Origin of the sequence: Streptomyces humicola (assembly GCF_024436035.1) — a bacterium.
Classification (GTDB): domain Bacteria; phylum Actinomycetota; class Actinomycetes; order Streptomycetales; family Streptomycetaceae; genus Streptantibioticus_B; species Streptantibioticus_B humicola.
Window position 1 is genome coordinate 93,073 of sequence record NZ_JANFNG010000008.1, and the last position, 15,265, is coordinate 108,337.

12 protein-coding genes are annotated in these 15,265 nt (G+C 70.0%); 1 reads left to right on the forward strand and 11 read right to left on the reverse strand.

Going from position 1 to position 15,265, the window contains the following annotated elements:
* Positions 1–37 precede the first annotated feature (37 nt).
* Complete coding sequence (locus NGB36_RS13170) at positions 38–988, reverse strand: TraR/DksA family transcriptional regulator (protein WP_255920413.1); 951 nt, start codon at positions 986–988, stop codon at positions 38–40.
* A gap of 615 nt (positions 989–1,603) precedes the next feature.
* On the opposite strand from NGB36_RS13170, the gene ileS reads away from it, so the two are divergent.
* The gene (gene ileS, locus NGB36_RS13175; RefSeq protein ID WP_255920414.1) at positions 1,604–4,738 is read left to right on the forward strand and encodes an isoleucine--tRNA ligase; all 3,135 of its coding nucleotides are present in this window, start codon (positions 1,604–1,606) and stop codon (positions 4,736–4,738) included.
* 146 nt (positions 4,739–4,884) lie between these two features.
* Here the strand turns inward: ileS and NGB36_RS13180 are convergent, their stop codons facing one another.
* From NGB36_RS13180 to murD, 10 genes are all read right to left on the reverse strand, one after another.
* Positions 4,885–6,021 (reverse strand): DivIVA domain-containing protein, encoded by a 1,137-nt coding sequence (locus tag NGB36_RS13180; RefSeq protein WP_255920415.1) that lies wholly within the window; start codon positions 6,019–6,021, stop codon positions 4,885–4,887.
* 46 nt (positions 6,022–6,067) lie between these two features.
* Positions 6,068–6,352: a YggT family protein gene (locus NGB36_RS13185; protein WP_255920416.1), complete on the reverse strand. Its 285-nt coding sequence runs from the start codon at positions 6,350–6,352 to the stop codon at positions 6,068–6,070.
* 92 nt (positions 6,353–6,444) lie between these two features.
* A complete protein-coding gene (locus tag NGB36_RS13190) occupies positions 6,445–7,005 on the reverse strand; it encodes a cell division protein SepF (RefSeq protein ID WP_255920417.1) in 561 nt (186 codons plus the stop codon).
* A 148-nt stretch (positions 7,006–7,153) separates the two neighbouring features.
* Positions 7,154–7,873: a YggS family pyridoxal phosphate-dependent enzyme gene (locus NGB36_RS13195; RefSeq protein ID WP_255920418.1), complete on the reverse strand. Its 720-nt coding sequence runs from the start codon at positions 7,871–7,873 to the stop codon at positions 7,154–7,156.
* Positions 7,870–8,622 carry a peptidoglycan editing factor PgeF gene (gene pgeF / locus NGB36_RS13200; protein ID WP_255920419.1) on the reverse strand — a complete coding sequence of 251 codons (753 nt, stop codon included), beginning with the start codon at positions 8,620–8,622 and terminating at the stop codon, positions 7,870–7,872. Before pgeF ends, NGB36_RS13195 begins: the two co-directional genes overlap by 4 nt.
* Before the next feature lie 19 nt (positions 8,623–8,641).
* Positions 8,642–9,886, reverse strand: coding sequence for a cell division protein FtsZ (gene ftsZ, locus NGB36_RS13205; RefSeq protein ID WP_255920420.1), 1,245 nt, complete (start codon positions 9,884–9,886; stop codon positions 8,642–8,644).
* Positions 9,887–10,184: 298 nt separating this feature from the next.
* Positions 10,185–11,024 (reverse strand): cell division protein FtsQ/DivIB, encoded by an 840-nt coding sequence (locus tag NGB36_RS13210; protein WP_255920421.1) that lies wholly within the window; start codon positions 11,022–11,024, stop codon positions 10,185–10,187.
* 121 nt (positions 11,025–11,145) lie between these two features.
* Positions 11,146–12,240, reverse strand: a complete 1,095-nt coding sequence (gene murG / locus NGB36_RS13215; RefSeq protein ID WP_255920422.1) for an undecaprenyldiphospho-muramoylpentapeptide beta-N-acetylglucosaminyltransferase — start codon at positions 12,238–12,240, stop codon at positions 11,146–11,148.
* A gap of 6 nt (positions 12,241–12,246) precedes the next feature.
* Positions 12,247–13,680 (reverse strand): putative lipid II flippase FtsW, encoded by a 1,434-nt coding sequence (gene ftsW, locus NGB36_RS13220; RefSeq protein ID WP_255920423.1) that lies wholly within the window; start codon positions 13,678–13,680, stop codon positions 12,247–12,249.
* Positions 13,681–13,736: 56 nt separating this feature from the next.
* Positions 13,737–15,257 carry a UDP-N-acetylmuramoyl-L-alanine--D-glutamate ligase gene (murD, locus tag NGB36_RS13225; RefSeq protein WP_255920538.1) on the reverse strand — a complete coding sequence of 507 codons (1,521 nt, stop codon included), beginning with the start codon at positions 15,255–15,257 and terminating at the stop codon, positions 13,737–13,739.
* Positions 15,258–15,265: the final 8 nt, after the last annotated feature.

The window sequence follows — 15,265 nt, forward strand, 5'->3', positions numbered from 1 at the left end:
GCGTACGGCACCGCAGCGAGCTTGGTGTCCGGACCGGTCAGCGGCGCTCCTGCCGCTGCTTGCACTCGACGCACAGGGTGGCCCTGGGGAAGGCCTGCATCCGCGCCTTGCCGATCGGTTTGCCGCAGGACTCGCACAGCCCGTAGGTGCCGACGTCGAGGCGTTCCAGCGCGTGCTCGGTCTGTCGCAGCATCTCGCGCGCGTTGTTGGCGAGGGACATCTCGTGCTCACGGGAGATGTTCTTGGTGCCGACGTCCGCCTGGTCGTCGCCGGCTCCGTCGCCGGAGTCGCGCATCAGCCCGGAGATGGCCTCCTCGGAAGCGTGGATCTCACTGCGCAGCCGCTCCATCTCCTCGAGCAGCTCGCCGCGCGCCTCCGCGACCTCCTCGGGCGTCCATGGCTCCTCGCCCGGCCGTACGGCGAGGGCCCCGGGCTCCACGGGGACGACGGGCTCCGCGGCGGCACGTGCTGCCGGGAATGCGGACGCCTCGGTCGCGGCCGCGCGGGCCGCTGTCTTCTTCGCAACCACCGTCTTGGCTCCCGTCTTCTTCGCGGCCGCGCTCTTCTTCGCGGCCGTCGCCCTGGTGGAGGTGGTGCCCTTGCCCGCCGCCGGAGCGGCCCTCTTGGCAGCCGTTTTCTTCGCGGCGGACTTCACGGCGGTCTTCGCGGCCCCCGTTTTCTTGGCGGCCGTCTTCTTGGCGGCCGTCTTCTTCGCCGGCGCCGCCTTCTTCGCGGCTGTCGTCGTCGGCGTCTTCTTGGTGGCCACGGTCTTCTTGGTCGCGGCCTTCTTGGTCGCGGCCTTCTTGGTCACGGTCTTCTTTGCGGCCGCTTTCTTCGCCGGCGCCGCCGCCTTCTTCGCCTTCGCATGCGAGTCCGGGGTCGCGGTGGCCTTCTTCGAGCCCCTTGGGGCGGACGCCGCCTTCTTCGCCGCGGCCGACGCCTTCTGCGTCGGCCGCGTCGCCTTCGCGGCGGTCTTCTTCACCACCATGGACGCGGCCCCTTCACATTTTGTGACCTTGCGCGCGAATCGTGCCGGAACGATAAATCGACTCCGAGCCCGCGGCAACGGGGCACGCCGCCCGGTCGGCCTGCCATGGCCTGTCTCGTCAGGCAGGTCTGCATCCGTTGTGCCCAGCTCACCGTGGTGTAATCCGATACGCCCATGTAACGCCGTATACCGGACCCCTGGTTCCCGCATGTCGCCATTCGGGTCATGACACCACTTCCCCCGCTGCCTGCCATCCACTCCTCGATTGCGACCGAACCCCTCCTCCGGCCGGAAACCCGGAAGAGCATGCTCACGACTCGCCGTACACTGGGGCACAGCGAGAGGCGCGGAAGGGGACGAGTAGCGCCGTACGCAGCCATGAGCGACCCGGGGACGGTGCGAGCCCGGGGGTGTGCGCGGCGTGAACATCACCCCGGAGCCGCCGGAAGAAACCCGTCCCCCGGGACGGGCGAGTAGAACCGGCATCGCGACCCCAATGAGGGGGCCGTGGACGCAGTGCGCGTCCCGCGGCCAAGGAGGGTGGTACCGCGGGAGCAGACGCTCTCGTCCCTCCGACGGAAGACGCGAGTGACATCTCCGCCGGAGGACGATCCGATGCCGCAGTACCGACCGGTGCCCGCCCAGGTAGACCTGCCCGCCCTCGAACACGAGGTGCTCACGTTCTGGCAGGAGAACAAGGTCTTCGCCCGTTCCCTCGAGCAGAGCGAGGGCCGGCCGGAGTGGGTCTTCTACGAGGGTCCGCCGACCGCTAACGGCATGCCCGGCGCCCACCACATCGAGGCTCGCGTCTTCAAGGACGTCTTCCCCCGCTTCAAGACCATGCAGGGCCACCATGTGACCCGTAAAGCCGGCTGGGACTGCCACGGCCTGCCGGTCGAGCTCGCGGTCGAGAAGGAGCTGGGCTTCACCGGCAAACAGGACATCGAGGCCTACGGCATCGCCGAGTTCAATGCGAAGTGCCGCGAATCGGTCACCCGCCACACCGACGCCTTCGCCGAGCTCACCAGGCGCATGGGCTACTGGGTCGACCTCGACCAGGCCTACCGCACCATGGACCCCGACTACATCGAGTCCGTGTGGTGGTCGCTGAAGCAGATCTTCGACAAGGGCCTGCTCGTCCAGGACCACCGGGTGGCGCCCTGGTGCCCGCGGTGCGGCACCGGCCTGTCCGACCACGAGCTGGCGCAGGGCTACGAGACGGTGGTCGACCCCTCGGTCTTCGTCCGCTTCCCGCTCACCTCGGGGCCGCTCGCAGGCGAGGCGTCGCTGCTGGTCTGGACGACGACACCGTGGACCCTGGTCTCCAACACAGCGGTCGCCGCGCACCCCGACGTGACCTACGTCGTGGCCACCGACGGCGAGGAGAAGCTCGTCGTCGCCGAGCCGCTGCTCGGCAAGGCGCTGGGCGAGGGGTGGACGGCCACCGGCCAGTCGTTCACCGGGCGCGAGCTGGAACGCTGGACTTACCGGCGCCCCTTCGACCTCGTCGCCATCGAGGACGCCCACTACGTCGTCAACGCCGACTACGTCACCACCGAGGACGGCACCGGTCTCGTCCACCAGGCCCCGGCCTTCGGTGAGGACGACCTCAAGACCTGCCGCGCCTACGGCCTCCCGGTGGTCAACCCGGTCAATCCGGACGGCACGTTCGCCTCCGACGTCCCGCTCGTCGGCGGCCGGTTCTTCAAGAAGGCCGACGAGTCGCTCGTCGCCGACCTCGACGCGCGCGGCCTGCTCTTCAAGCACGTGCCGTACGAGCACAGTTACCCGCACTGCTGGCGCTGCCACACCGCGCTGCTGTACTACGCGCAGCCGTCCTGGTACATCCGCACCACCGCGATCAAGGACAAGCTGCTCCGAGAGAACGAGAAGACCAACTGGTACCCGGAGTCGGTCAAGCACGGCCGCTACGGCGACTGGCTCAACAACAACATCGACTGGGCGTTGTCGCGGAACCGCTACTGGGGCACCCCGCTGCCGATCTGGCGCTGCGAGGAGGGCCATCTGACGTGCGTCGGCTCGCTGGCTGAGCTTTCGGGGCTGACCGGCTCCGACCAGAGCGGACTCGACCCGCACCGCCCGTACGTCGACCACGTGACGTTCCCCTGTCCCACCTGCGGGACCACGGCGACGCGTGTCCCGGAGGTCATCGACGGCTGGTACGACTCCGGTTCGATGCCCTTCGCGCAGTGGGGGTACCCGTACCGCAACAAGGACGTCTTCGAGAAGAGCTACCCGGCCCAGTTCATCTCCGAGGCGATCGACCAGACCCGCGGCTGGTTCTACACGCTCATGGCGGTCGGCACCCTCGTCTTCGACAAGTCCTCGTACGAGAACGTCGTCTGCCTCGGCCACATCCTCGCCGAGGACGGCCGCAAGATGTCCAAGCACCTGGGCAACATCCTCCAGCCGATCCCGCTCATGGACCAGCACGGAGCGGACGCGGTGCGCTGGTTCATGGCCGCCGGCGGCTCGCCTTGGGCGGCACGGCGCGTCGGCCACGGCGCCATCCAGGAAGTGGTCCGCAAGACACTGCTCACCTACTGGAACACCGTCGCCTTCCAGGCGCTGTACGCCCGCACCTCGCAGTGGGCGCCCTCCGCGGCGGATCCCGCGCCCGGCGAGCGGCCGCTGCTCGACCGGTGGCTGCTGGGCGAGGTGAACATGCTCGTCCGCCAGGTCACCGAGGCACTGGAGAGCTTCGACACCCAGCGCGCGGGCAAGGCGCTCTCGTCGTTCGTCGACGACCTGTCCAACTGGTACGTACGCCGCTCGCGCCGCCGGTTCTGGCAGGGCGACAAGGCGGCGCTGCGCACCCTGCACGACGTCATCGAGACGGTGACGCGACTGCTCGCGCCGCTCGTCCCGTTCATCACCGAACGCGTCTGGCAGGACCTCGTGGTGCCGACCACCCCGAATGCCCCGGATTCGGTCCATTTGTCCACATGGCCCACGCCCGACGAGTCCCTCATCGACCCGGCGCTCTCCGCCCAAATGGCGCTGGCCCGGCGCCTGGTGGAGCTCGGACGGGCGACGCGTGCCGAGTCCGGTGTCAAGACACGCCAGCCGCTCTCCCGCGCCCTGATCGCGGCGAACGGATTCGAGACGCTCCCCGACGGGCTCCGCGAGCAGATCGCCGAAGAACTCAACGTCAGTGAGCTCGCGCCGCTCTCCTCCGTGGACGGTTCGCTCGTCGACACCACCGCAAAGGCCAACTTCCGCGCCCTGGGCAAGCGTTTCGGGAAGGGCACCCAGCCGGTGGCGAAGGCCATCGCGGCCGCCGACGCCGCCGCGCTCTCGCTCGCGCTGCGCGAGGGCACGGCCACCGTCGAGGTCGACGGTGAGACGATCACCCTTTCACCGGATGAGGTGATCATCACCGAAACCCCGCGTGAGGGATGGTCCGTTGCCTCCGAGTCGGGCGCAACGGTGGCCCTGGACCTGGAGATCACCCCGGAGCTGCGCCGCGCCGGACTCGCCCGCGACGCGATCCGCCTGGTCCAGGAGGCCCGCAAGAACTCCGGCCTCGACGTCGCCGACCGGATCGCCGTGCGGTGGGACACCGCCGACGGCGAACTGGCGGAGGCCCTCACCGAGCACGCGGCCCTCATCGCCGACGAGGTGCTGGCCCTGGACTTCGCCCGAGGCGAGGCGGACGACGGCTATGGCGAGCCCTTCACTGACGAGGCGCTCGGCTTGACGTTCCGGCTGCGCAAGACCGAGGGCTGACAACCGCAGCGAAGGGGCCGGGGCCTTCGGGCCTCGGCCCCTTCGACGTTTCCGGGTTCCCGGCGATGCGCAACCGTGCGCAACAACGGGCCGGGCCCCGAGGAGAGTCGATCCCCTGGGGCCCAGCCCGGCAGAACGTCCGAGGACTAGTTGTCGTCCTCGTCGATGAGGAACCCGCGCATCGGCGTCGGTGCCTGCTGCAGCGGCTGCGGGCCCTGTGGCCGCACCGGCGCCATCGGCTGCGTCATCGCCGGCGACATCTGCTGCTGCCCGCCGTACGTCTGGTTGCCGCCGTGGCCGCCCATCTGCTGGCCGCCGTAGGTCTGGTTGGACCCGGCCGAGTGCCCCATGGCGCCCGCACCGGCGCCGGCCGCGGCCAGCCCGCTGCCCATCGTGGAGCCGCCCATCGTGGACGAGGACGGCAGCGACGCGGTCGCCGGCGTCCGCGGCGGTGCAAGCGAGTCGTCCGCCTGGTTCTCCAACTGGCGCAGCTGGCTCTCCAGGTACGACTTCAGCCGCGTGCGGTACTCGCGCTCGAAACCGCGCAGGTCCTCGACCTTGCGCTCCAGCGTGGCGCGCGCGGACTCCAGCGAGCCCATCGCCACGCGGTGCTTCTCCTGCGCGTCCCGCTCGAGCGCGTCCGCCTTCGCACGGGCGTCACGCTCCAGACCCTCGGCCCGGCTGCGGGCCTCGCCGACGATCTTGTTCGCCTCGGAACGTGCCTCAGCGATGGCCTGGTCGGCGGTCTGCTGGGCGAGCGAGAGCACACGAGCGGCGCTGTCGCCGTGCGGGCCGCCCTGCTGCTGCATGGGGTGACCGCCCTGCTGCATCGGATGCCCCTGGCCCATCGGGCCGCCCATCGGCCCCTGGCCCATCGGACCGGGGCCCATCGGACCGGGGCCCATCGGACCGGGGCCCATGGGGCCCTGCGGGCCGTGCTGTCCGCTCGGCCCGGCCGGCAGCTGAGGTGCGCCGGACAGCTGGGGCGGGCCCATCTGCTGCTGCGGCGGCACCGGCTGCGGTCCGGATATGGCAGCGGGCACCGGAGCGCCCTGGCGATCCTGCGGCTCGGGCGGCTTGCGCATGCCCTGCTGCTGGTTCTGGGCGGCGGCCCGGGTGGCGGCGGCGAGTTTGGCGCGCAGGTCCTCGTTCTCCCGCAGCAGCCTGGTGAGCTCCGCCTCGACCTCGTCGAGGAAGGCGTCGACCTCGTCCTCGTCATAGCCTTCGCGGAGGCGGACGGTCGTGAACTGCTTGTTACGAACGTCCTCGGGGGTCAGCGGCATCTCTTCACCTCAACGTGATCGTCGGCAATTGGCAAGACCGTATCGTTCACAGCCTGGCCACGACGGAGATCAGGATGTAGACGATGATCATCAGTACGAAGAAGGACAGGTCGAGCGCCACGCCCCCGAGACGCAGCGGCGGGATGAACCGCCGCAGAAGCTTGAGTGGCGGATCGGTGACAGTGTAGGTGGCTTCGAGAATGACCACCATGGCCTTGCCAGGACGCCACGAACGTGCGAACTGGAAGACGTAGTCCATGACAAGTCGGAAAATCAGGATGATCAGGTAGCAGTACAACGCGATGTAGAGCACCTGCAGTGCGACGCCCATCGCGCTCCCCTCTTCCCTGCTCTCCGCCGGTCCTGTCGGTCCCGCCGGTCCGATTCCGCATGGTGTTCCGGTCTCAGCTTGTGCTCAGCTTCTCAGCTCTGGTTGAAGAACCCGCCCTCGGCGATCCGGGCCTTGTCCTCCGCCGTGACATCGACGTTAGCAGGCGACAGCAGGAAGACCTTCTGCGTCACCCGTTCAATGCTGCCGTGCAGACCAAAGACCAGACCCGCGGCGAAGTCGACAAGACGCTTCGCGTCCGTGTCGTCCATCTCCGTCAAGTTCATGATCACTGGGGTGCTCTCACGGAAGTGTTCCCCGATCGTACGGGCTTCGTTGTACGTACGGGGGTGGAGCGTCGTGATCCGGTAGGGCTCCCGTTCGGACACGACCTTGGGCATGATCACCGGTGCGTTCTTCTCCAGAGTGCGGCGTTCAGGTGTGATGGATGCCACTGGGGCGATCCGTGGCTCACGAGGCGCCGGCGCATGCACGATTCGCGCCGGTTCCTCCTGTTGCGGCTGGTGTTGCCGGCGTACCCGCTCGGGTTCCGGCTCGGGCTCGAACTCGTCGTCGGGGTCGAACCCCGGGCCGTCGTACCCATCGTCCTCCACGAGGCCGAGGTAGACCGCCATCTTGCGCATCGCGCCGGCCATGCTCTGCGTCCTCCGCTCTGTGGTGGATCAGCTCCTGGTGACCGGGCCGCCGGGAGCCGGGGATCCACGGGGTCGGCTCCGGCGGCCTGACTGCTTCTGCCGCGGGCCTAACCATATTTTCTGCTGTGGTCCGACTTGTTTGGTGACGTTACCCGAGCCTGGGACGGACTCCGAGCACCGCAGTCCCGACGCGTACATGTGTCGCACCCGCGGACACTGCCTCCTCGAGGTCCGAACTCATCCCTGCCGAGACCATGGTTGCAGCAGGATGACTCTCGCGCACCGAGGTTGAGATTTCCATCAGCCGGTCGAAGGCAGCGCGTGGATTTCCCGCGTACTCACCGGCAAGTGGCGCTACCGTCATCAGCCCGTCAATGCGCAGCCCCGGTGCCTGAGCTACGGCGTCGGCGACCGCGAGCACATCGGCGGGAGCGGCACCGCCTCTGCCGCCCAGCGATCCTGACGGGGCGTCAAGCGCGACCTGGACCAGGCATCCGATCTCTCGTCCCCGCCGCACCGCGGCCGATGACAACGCCTCGACGAGCCGCAACCGGTCGACCGAGTGCACCACATCGGCATAACCCATCACGGATCTCACCTTGTTTGTCTGCAATTGACCGACAAAGTGCCACTGAAGATCGAGGTCGGAGCAGTCGGCGGCCTTCGGCTTCGCTTCCTGGTCGCGGTTCTCCGCGACGTCCCGCACGCCGAGTTCCGCGAGAAACCTCACATCGCTCGCCGGATAGGTCTTGGTGACCACGATCAGGGTCACATCCTTGCGCTCCCGGCCCGCCGCCTCGCAGGCAGCGGCGATGCGCTCTTCGACCCGGGCCAGATTCGCGGCCAGTTGGGCCTTTCTCTCCGTCATCTCACGTCCACGTCCACGTCCACGTCCAGCCAGACATAACCGGCGAGCCGTCCCGTGGTGCGCTCCCTGCGGTACGAGAAGTGGTCCGCCGACTCCAGGGTGCAGACCCCGGCCCCGGTCACGTCCTGCACCCCGACCCCGGCGAGTTGCCCGTGCACCCCGGCGGCCACGTCCAGCGCCGGGGTCCCCCAGCTTGTCGTCGACCGGGCCTCGGGGGCGACAGCGGCGACCTGTTCGCGCATCGCCTCGGGCACCTCGTAGCAGTGTCCGCAGACGGCGGGGCCGGTGACGACGGTGATGCGTTCGGGTCTCGCGCCGAGGCCGGCCATCGCCTCGACGGCCGCAGGCACGACCCCCTTGACCAGACCCGGGCGACCCGCGTGCGCCGCGCCGACCACCCCGGCAACCGGATCGGCGAGCAGGACGGGAACGCAGTCCGCGGTCAGCACGGCGAGGGAGAGTCCGCGGCGCGTGGTGACGACGGCGTCCACCGCGGGAACTTCGCCGTCACCCCAGGGGGCGGCCACCACGGCCACATCGTTGCCGTGCACCTGGTTCATCCAGACCACGGCGGCCGGGTCGAGGCCGAGCGCCTTCGCGGCCAGTTCCCGGTTGGTGTGCACGGCGGCCGGGTCGTCGCCGACCGCGCCGCCGAGATTGAGCGTGTCGTACGGAGCGGCGCTCACCCCGCCCCACCGGTCGGTGAAGGCGAAGTGGGCGCCGCTGACGTCGTGTCTGTGTCCTATCACTACGGTCTCTGGGGCCGATCTACTTCAGGAAGTCCGGTACGTCCAGCTCCTCCGCCTGGCTGTCCGGGTACGACGGACGGGCCGGCGGCACGTGAGGCGGGCTGAGAGGAGCCGCGGGGGCCTCGGCGCTCGGCGTGGTCTCCGGCTCCTCCTCCCGGGGCGTGAGCGACCCGAGTCCGGCGAAGGACGGGCGGGCGGGCTCGGCCGGCTGGCTGCCGATCCGGGGCGGCGGGGTGGTCGCGCCCGCGCTGCCCGAGAGGTTCTCCTCGCGCCCGGCGTACGAACCCAGTACCTTGTCGCGGTTCTTGGGGGGCGGCTGCCCTCCGTCAAACCCGGCGGCGATGACGGTGACCCGCACCTCGTCGCCGAGGGCGTCGTCGATGACCGCACCGAAGATGATGTTCGCCTCGGGGTGCGCGGCCTCGCTCACCAGCTGGGCGGACTCGTTGATCTCGAACAAGCCGAGGTCGGAGCCGCCGGAGATGGAGAGCAGCACGCCCCGGGCGCCGTCGATCGACGCCTCCAGCAGCGGCGAGGAGATGGCCATCTCGGCCGCTGCCACCGCACGGTCGTCGCCGCGCGCCGAGCCGATGCCCATCAGCGCCGAACCGGCCTCCGACATCACGGACTTCACGTCCGCGAAGTCCAGGTTGATCAGGCCGGGTGTGGTGATGAGGTCGGTGATGCCCTGGACACCGGAGAGCAGCACCTGGTCCGCCGACTTGAAGGCGTCCAGCACGCTGACCTGACGGTCCGAGATGGACAGCAGCCGGTCGTTGGGGATGACGATGAGGGTGTCGACCTCGTCGCGCAGGTCCGCGATGCCGTCCTCGGCCTGGTTGGCGCGTCGGCGTCCCTCGAAGGTGAACGGCCGGGTGACCACGCCGATCGTCAACGCGCCCAGCGAACGGGCGATGTTGGCGACGACGGGTGCGCCGCCGGTGCCGGTGCCGCCGCCCTCGCCCGCGGTGACGAAGACCATGTCGGCCCCCTTGAGGACCTCCTCGATCTCCTCGCGGTGGTCCTCGGCGGCCTTGCGGCCGACATCGGGATTGGCGCCGGCGCCGAGGCCGCGGGTGAGTTCGCGGCCGACGTCGAGCTTGACGTCGGCGTCGCTCATGAGCAGGGCCTGCGCATCGGTGTTGATCGCGATGAACTCGACGCCCTTGAGCCCGACCTCGATCATCCGGTTGATGGCGTTGACGCCACCGCCGCCGATACCGACGACCTTGATGACTGCGAGGTAGTTCTGCGGTGCTGCCACGTCGAAGGCCTCTCGCCTCGAGTTACGTGTCGTCGCCTCGCGAAGTCGCGCTGCGCCGACGGATGCCGATGGGACGGTCCGGACGCCGACCCGAACCCTAACCCTGAGGTTTAGGGTTACCAGTATGTCTGTTCCTCGTGTCCTTTGGGACAGGACACTAAGTCGACAAGCGGTTCGCGTTCAACGAACACGCCGAACCTCCCGCTTTTCTTTTGACCCTATGTGATCACGCCCGAAGCGGACGAACCGGGGTGGCGGGCCTCCGTAGCACCCGCCGACGCAGTCCGCTGATGCAGCATTAACTCCCTGATGAAGCGGGATCACTGGGGGCGCTCACGTCGAAGTGCTTCGCACCTCCGGCCGCCTTCATCAATGCGAGGAGCGACGCCGCCTTCTGCGCGTCGTCCTGCGGGCTGCCCCACATCACCGTCCGGCCGCCGGACAGTTCCAGCGAGATGCCGTCGAAGGATTCCACTTGGATGGCTTGCGTCTGCTTCTGTACCGATTGGGGGAGATCGGCGATGACCTGTACCGCCGCATGGAGAAGGTTCTCCGTTCCGAAATAGCGGTTGGTCTCCGAGACTCCTGCGCCGGTCGTCGGCGCGGTCAATTCCACCTGCGGAACTCCGGGCGGAGCGGTGCTGTCCGTGGCATAACGGACACCCTGTGCGTCCACTTCGATGAAGTTTCCACCGTTTTTGAGAGCCACTTTTGGAGTTCGCTCGGTCACTTCCAGCGCGATGGTGCCGGGCCAGGAGCGCACCACGCCCACCGACGCGATCCTCGGCAGCCGCAACCGCAGCCGCGCCTCGACGGCGCCGGCGTCGATGGAGACCAGCGGGACGCCGAGCTTCACCGACGCCGCCGCCCTCACCTCGTCCTGGGTGAGCACCCGGACCCCGGTCACCTCGACCTTGCGAACGCGCAGCCAGGGTGAACCGTAGAGCAGCCAGCCGCACCCGGCGACCGCGATGACGAGCAGGAGCGCCAAGGCGGCGCGGCGCCGGGGCAGCGTGCGGCGTTCCGGGCCGTTCTCCGGCGGCCGCGGTCCCCGCCGGCGGACCCGGCCGACGTCACGTGGCTCCGCCTGCCTGACGCGGCCGCGGTCCCCGCGCTGCACTGTCGTCGGTCCGGCCACGCTGCCCTCCTACGGTTGCTGCCTGCCCGCGCTCCGTCGGCGGAATTCACCGTCCGCTTCTCCGGCCTCCCCCTGCCTCACGGCGGGGGACCCCCTTCGCCTGCTCGCGCGCGTCGCTCACCTATGCTGCCCGGCCGGCGGCGACAGCCTCGTGCACCATGCCGACGAGGAGTTCATCGGCATCACGACGGCCGAATTCCGCGGCGGCGCGGGACATCTCGTACAGCCGGTGCGGATCGGTGAGCACCGGCAGCACGTTGCCGAGCACCCACTCCGCGGTCAGCTCGGCGTCGTCGACGATCAGGCCGCCACCGGCCTTGACCAGCGGCTGGGCGTTGAGGCGCTGCTCGCCGTTGCCGATGGGAAGCGGTACGAACGCGGCCGGCAGCCCGACGGCGGAGAGTTCGGCCACCGTCATCGCGCCGGCCCGGCAGAGCATCATGTCGGCGGCGGCGTAGGCGAGGTCCATCCGGTCCACGTAACCGACCGGGATGTACGGGGGCATGCCGGGCATGTGCTCCACCCGGGGCAGCTCGTTCTTCGGGCCCACCGCGTGCAGGATCTGGATGCCCGACTGCTGCAGCCGCGGAGCGACTGCCTGGATCGTCTCGTTCAGCCGCCGCGCGCCCTGTGAGCCGCCGGAGACGAGGAGGGTCGGCAGGTTGGGGTCGAGCCCGAATGCGGCGCGCGCCTCGGGGCGCACGGCAGCGCGGTCGAGGGTGGCAATGGAGCGCCGCAGCGGGATGCCGATGTAGCGGGAGCCGCGCAGCTTGCTGTCCGGGGTGGACACGGCGACGGCGTGCGCGTACCGCGAGCCGATCTTGTTGGCCAGGCCGGGCCGGGCGTTGGCCTCGTGGACGACGATCGGCACGCCGAGCCGCTTGGCGGCGAGATAGCCGGGGAGCGCCACATAGCCGCCGAAGCCCACGACGCAGGAGGCCTTGGTGCGCTCCAGGACCTGCTCGGCCGCCTTGATGGTACCGCGCAGCCGTCCCGGGACGGTGATCAGCTCGGGGGTGGGCCTGCGGGGCAGGGGGACGGCGGGGATCAGGGCCAGTTCGTAGCCGCGCTCCGGGACGAGCCTGGTCTCCAGGCCCCGCTCCGTACCGAGTGCCGTGATCCCCACGGTCGGGTCCTGCCTGCGCAGGGCGTCCGCGAGGGCGAGCGCGGGCTCGATGTGACCGGCGGTCCCCCCGCCGGCGAGAACGACATGCACCGAAATTCACCGCTTCCTTGACGCCCGCCGCTTGACGAGACGTCTCATGCTCCGAGTCATTGCCCCCGTCGGAAAACGCTGCCCCCGCGCCGCCAGCGCCGCTCGCGCCGCAGGCTCGTTTCTCGCGAATGAGATCATCAGCCCGACCGCGAACATGGTCGGCAGCAGGGCCGACCCCCCGTAGGAGAACAGCGGGAGCGGGACCCCGGCGATCGGCAGCAGACCGAGCACCGACCCGATGTTGACCACGGCCTGGGCCGTGATCCAGGTGGTCACGCCACCCGCGGCGAACCTGACGAAGGGGTCCTCCGTGCGTCCGGCCACGCGGATACCCGCATAGCCTAGAGCCGCGAAGAGACCGAGTACCGACAGCGTCCCCGCGAGGCCGAGTTCCTCCCCGGTCACGGCGAAGATGAAGTCGGTATGCGGTTCGGGCAGTTGACCCCATTTTTCCACACTTGCGCCGAGCCCCTTGCCGAACCATCCGCCGGAGGCGAGTGCGTAGATTCCGTGCACCGCCTGCCAGCACTGGTCGTCGGGACCGACGTCGGTAGCGCCGATGCACGCAAACCGGCCCATTCGGTGCGGACTGGTCTTGATCAGCACGACGGCGACCGCCCCGGCGACGCCGAGCACCCCCGCGAACAGTCGCGTCGGGGCTCCCGCGAGCCACAGCAGCCCGAAGAGCATGGCGGCGAGGATGATGGCGGTGCCCATGTCGCCGCCGAGCAGCACGAGGCCGAGGATGAGGAAGACCATCGGCACCAGCGGCACGAGCAGGTGCTTCCACTGAGCGAGCAGGCGTTTGTCGTATTTACGTGCCAGCAGGTCCGCGCCCCACAGCACGACGGCGAGCTTGCCGAACTCGCTGGGCTGGACCTGGAACGAGCCGCCCAGCACCAGCCAGTTCTGGTTGCCGTTGACGGTCTTGCCGATCCCCGGTACCTGGACGAGCACCATCAGGAAAATCGATCCGGCGAGCAGCGGGTACGCCAGCGATCTAAGCAGCCGTACCGGCATCTTCGCGGCGGCCACCAGCAGTACGGCACCGATGGCCGCGGCGAGCAGCTGCTTGCGGAAGAAGAACGTGGACGGCAGTCCGTTCTGCAACGCCTCGATCTGTGAGGCGGAAAAGACCATGACCAGGCCGAGCACGATGATCAGCAGGCTGCCGCCGATGATCAGATAGTAGGCGGTCAGCGGCCGGTCCCAGGCCCGGCGGGCGCGGGCGAACGTCGTCCGGGCGCCGCGCAGTGCGCTGCCACGGCGCGGCGCCGGTCGGGCGGTCCGTGCGGAAGCGGGCCCCGTCATCCCGGGTCCGGCCGGCCGCGCCACGGTGCGGCCGCCCGCCATGACTTGTCCGTCGCTCACCCGCATCCGCTCGGCACCCGTCCGGGGCCGGCGTTCGCCGCTGCGGGCGGCGGAGCGGTCGGCCGTCATGCGCTCCCCTCCATCGGTGCGTCGCGCCGGGTCCTCGGCGACGCGGGGACGACCGGCTAGTGGTCCTGCTGTTGGTCCTGCTCTCCCTGCTGCGGTGCGGGCGGGCCCGCGATGGCGCGTACGGCGTCGGCGAAGGCGTCGCCGCGCTTGCCGTAGTTGGCGAACATGTCCATGGAAGCGCAGGCGGGGGCCAGCAGGACGGTGTCGCCGGGCCGGGCGAGTGCCCGCGCGGCGTCGACCGCCGCGGCCATCGCCCCAGTGTCGGTCCGTTCCAGGTCGACGACAGGGACCTCGGGCGCGTGTCGCCGAAGCGCTTCGGCGATCACAGCCCGGTCCGCGCCGATCAGGACGACGCCGCGCAGGCGCTTGGCGGATTTGATGACGATCTCGTCGAAGGCGGCGCCCTTGGCAAGGCCGCCCGCGATCCACACGATGGGCTCGTACGCGGCGAGCGACGCCTCGGCGGCATGGGTGTTGGTCGCCTTGGAGTCGTCGACGTAGTCGACGCCCTCCACGTGGCCGACGTGCGCGATGCGGTGGGCGTCGGGCCGGAAGGCGCGCAGCCCGTCGCGGACCGCCTTGGGCTCGACCCCGTACGCACGGGCGAGCGCGGCGGCGGCCAGCGCGTTGGCGATGTTGTGCGGGGCGGGCGGGGTCACGTCGGAGACCTCGGCGAGCTCCTGGGCGTTGCGCTGCCGGTTTTCGACAAACGCCCTGTCGACGAGAATCCCCTCGACGACGCCCAGTTCGGAGGGGCCGGGGGCGCCGAGGGTGAAGCCGACCGCGCGGCAGCCCTCCTCCACGTCGGCGGCGCGGACGAGTTCCTCGGTGGCGGGGTCGGCGGTGTTGTAGACGCAGGCGACCCGGTTGCCCTGGTAGATGCGGCCCTTGTCAGCGGCGTACGCGGCCATCGAACCGTGCCAGTCGAGGTGGTCGGGGGCGATGTTGAGCACGGCGGCGGAGTGGGCGCGCACCGAGGGGGCCCAGTGCAGCTGGTAGCTGGACAGCTCGACGGCGAGCACGTCGTACGGGACGCCGGAGAGCACCACGTCCAGGATCGGGGTCCCGATGTTGCCGACGGCGGCGGTGCGCAGACCCGCGGCGGCGAGGATCGAGGCGAGCATCTGGACGGTGGTGGTCTTGCCGTTGGTGCCGGTGACGGCGAGCCACGGCGCGGCACCCGTCCGCCGCCCGCCCCTGGCCTGCGGCATGGGGGACCCCGCGCCCTCAACCGAGGCGTTGCGCGCCGCTGCCACATCCTCGCGCAGCCGCCAGGCGAGCTCCACATCGCCCCACACGTCGATGCCCGCCTGCGCAGCGGCCGTGAACAGCGGGCTGCTGGGCTTCCAGCCGGGCGAGGTGACGATCAGGCCGGTGCCGTCCGGCAGGGTCTCGCCGTCGCCGAGTCGGACCGCGATCCCCTCCTTCTCCAGCTCGCGCGCGGTCTCCCGCTGCCGCTCGCCGTCACCGCCGTCGACCACCGTCACGCGGGCGCTGAGCCCCGCCAGGGCGCGCGCGGCGCTGACGCCGCTGACGCCGATGCCCGCGACGGTGACGTGCTTGCCGGAGAAGTCCATCGCGTCAC

Excerpts from the sequence above, each read along its gene's own strand:
- NGB36_RS13170 (WP_255920413.1), bottom strand. The coding sequence starts at position 988 with ATGGTGGTGAAGAAGACCGCCGCGAAGGCGACGCGGCCGACGCAGAAG.
- ileS (WP_255920414.1), top strand. The coding sequence starts at position 1,604 with ATGCCGCAGTACCGACCGGTGCCCGCCCAGGTAGACCTGCCCGCCCTC.
- NGB36_RS13180 (WP_255920415.1), bottom strand. The coding sequence starts at position 6,021 with ATGCCGCTGACCCCCGAGGACGTTCGTAACAAGCAGTTCACGACCGTC.
- NGB36_RS13185 (WP_255920416.1), bottom strand. The coding sequence starts at position 6,352 with ATGGGCGTCGCACTGCAGGTGCTCTACATCGCGTTGTACTGCTACCTG.
- NGB36_RS13190 (WP_255920417.1), bottom strand. The coding sequence starts at position 7,005 with ATGGCCGGCGCGATGCGCAAGATGGCGGTCTACCTCGGCCTCGTGGAG.
- NGB36_RS13195 (WP_255920418.1), bottom strand. The coding sequence starts at position 7,873 with ATGACGGAGAGAAAGGCCCAACTGGCCGCGAATCTGGCCCGGGTCGAA.
- ftsW (WP_255920423.1), bottom strand. The coding sequence starts at position 13,680 with ATGACGGCCGACCGCTCCGCCGCCCGCAGCGGCGAACGCCGGCCCCGG.
- murD (WP_255920538.1), bottom strand. The coding sequence starts at position 15,257 with ATGGACTTCTCCGGCAAGCACGTCACCGTCGCGGGCATCGGCGTCAGC.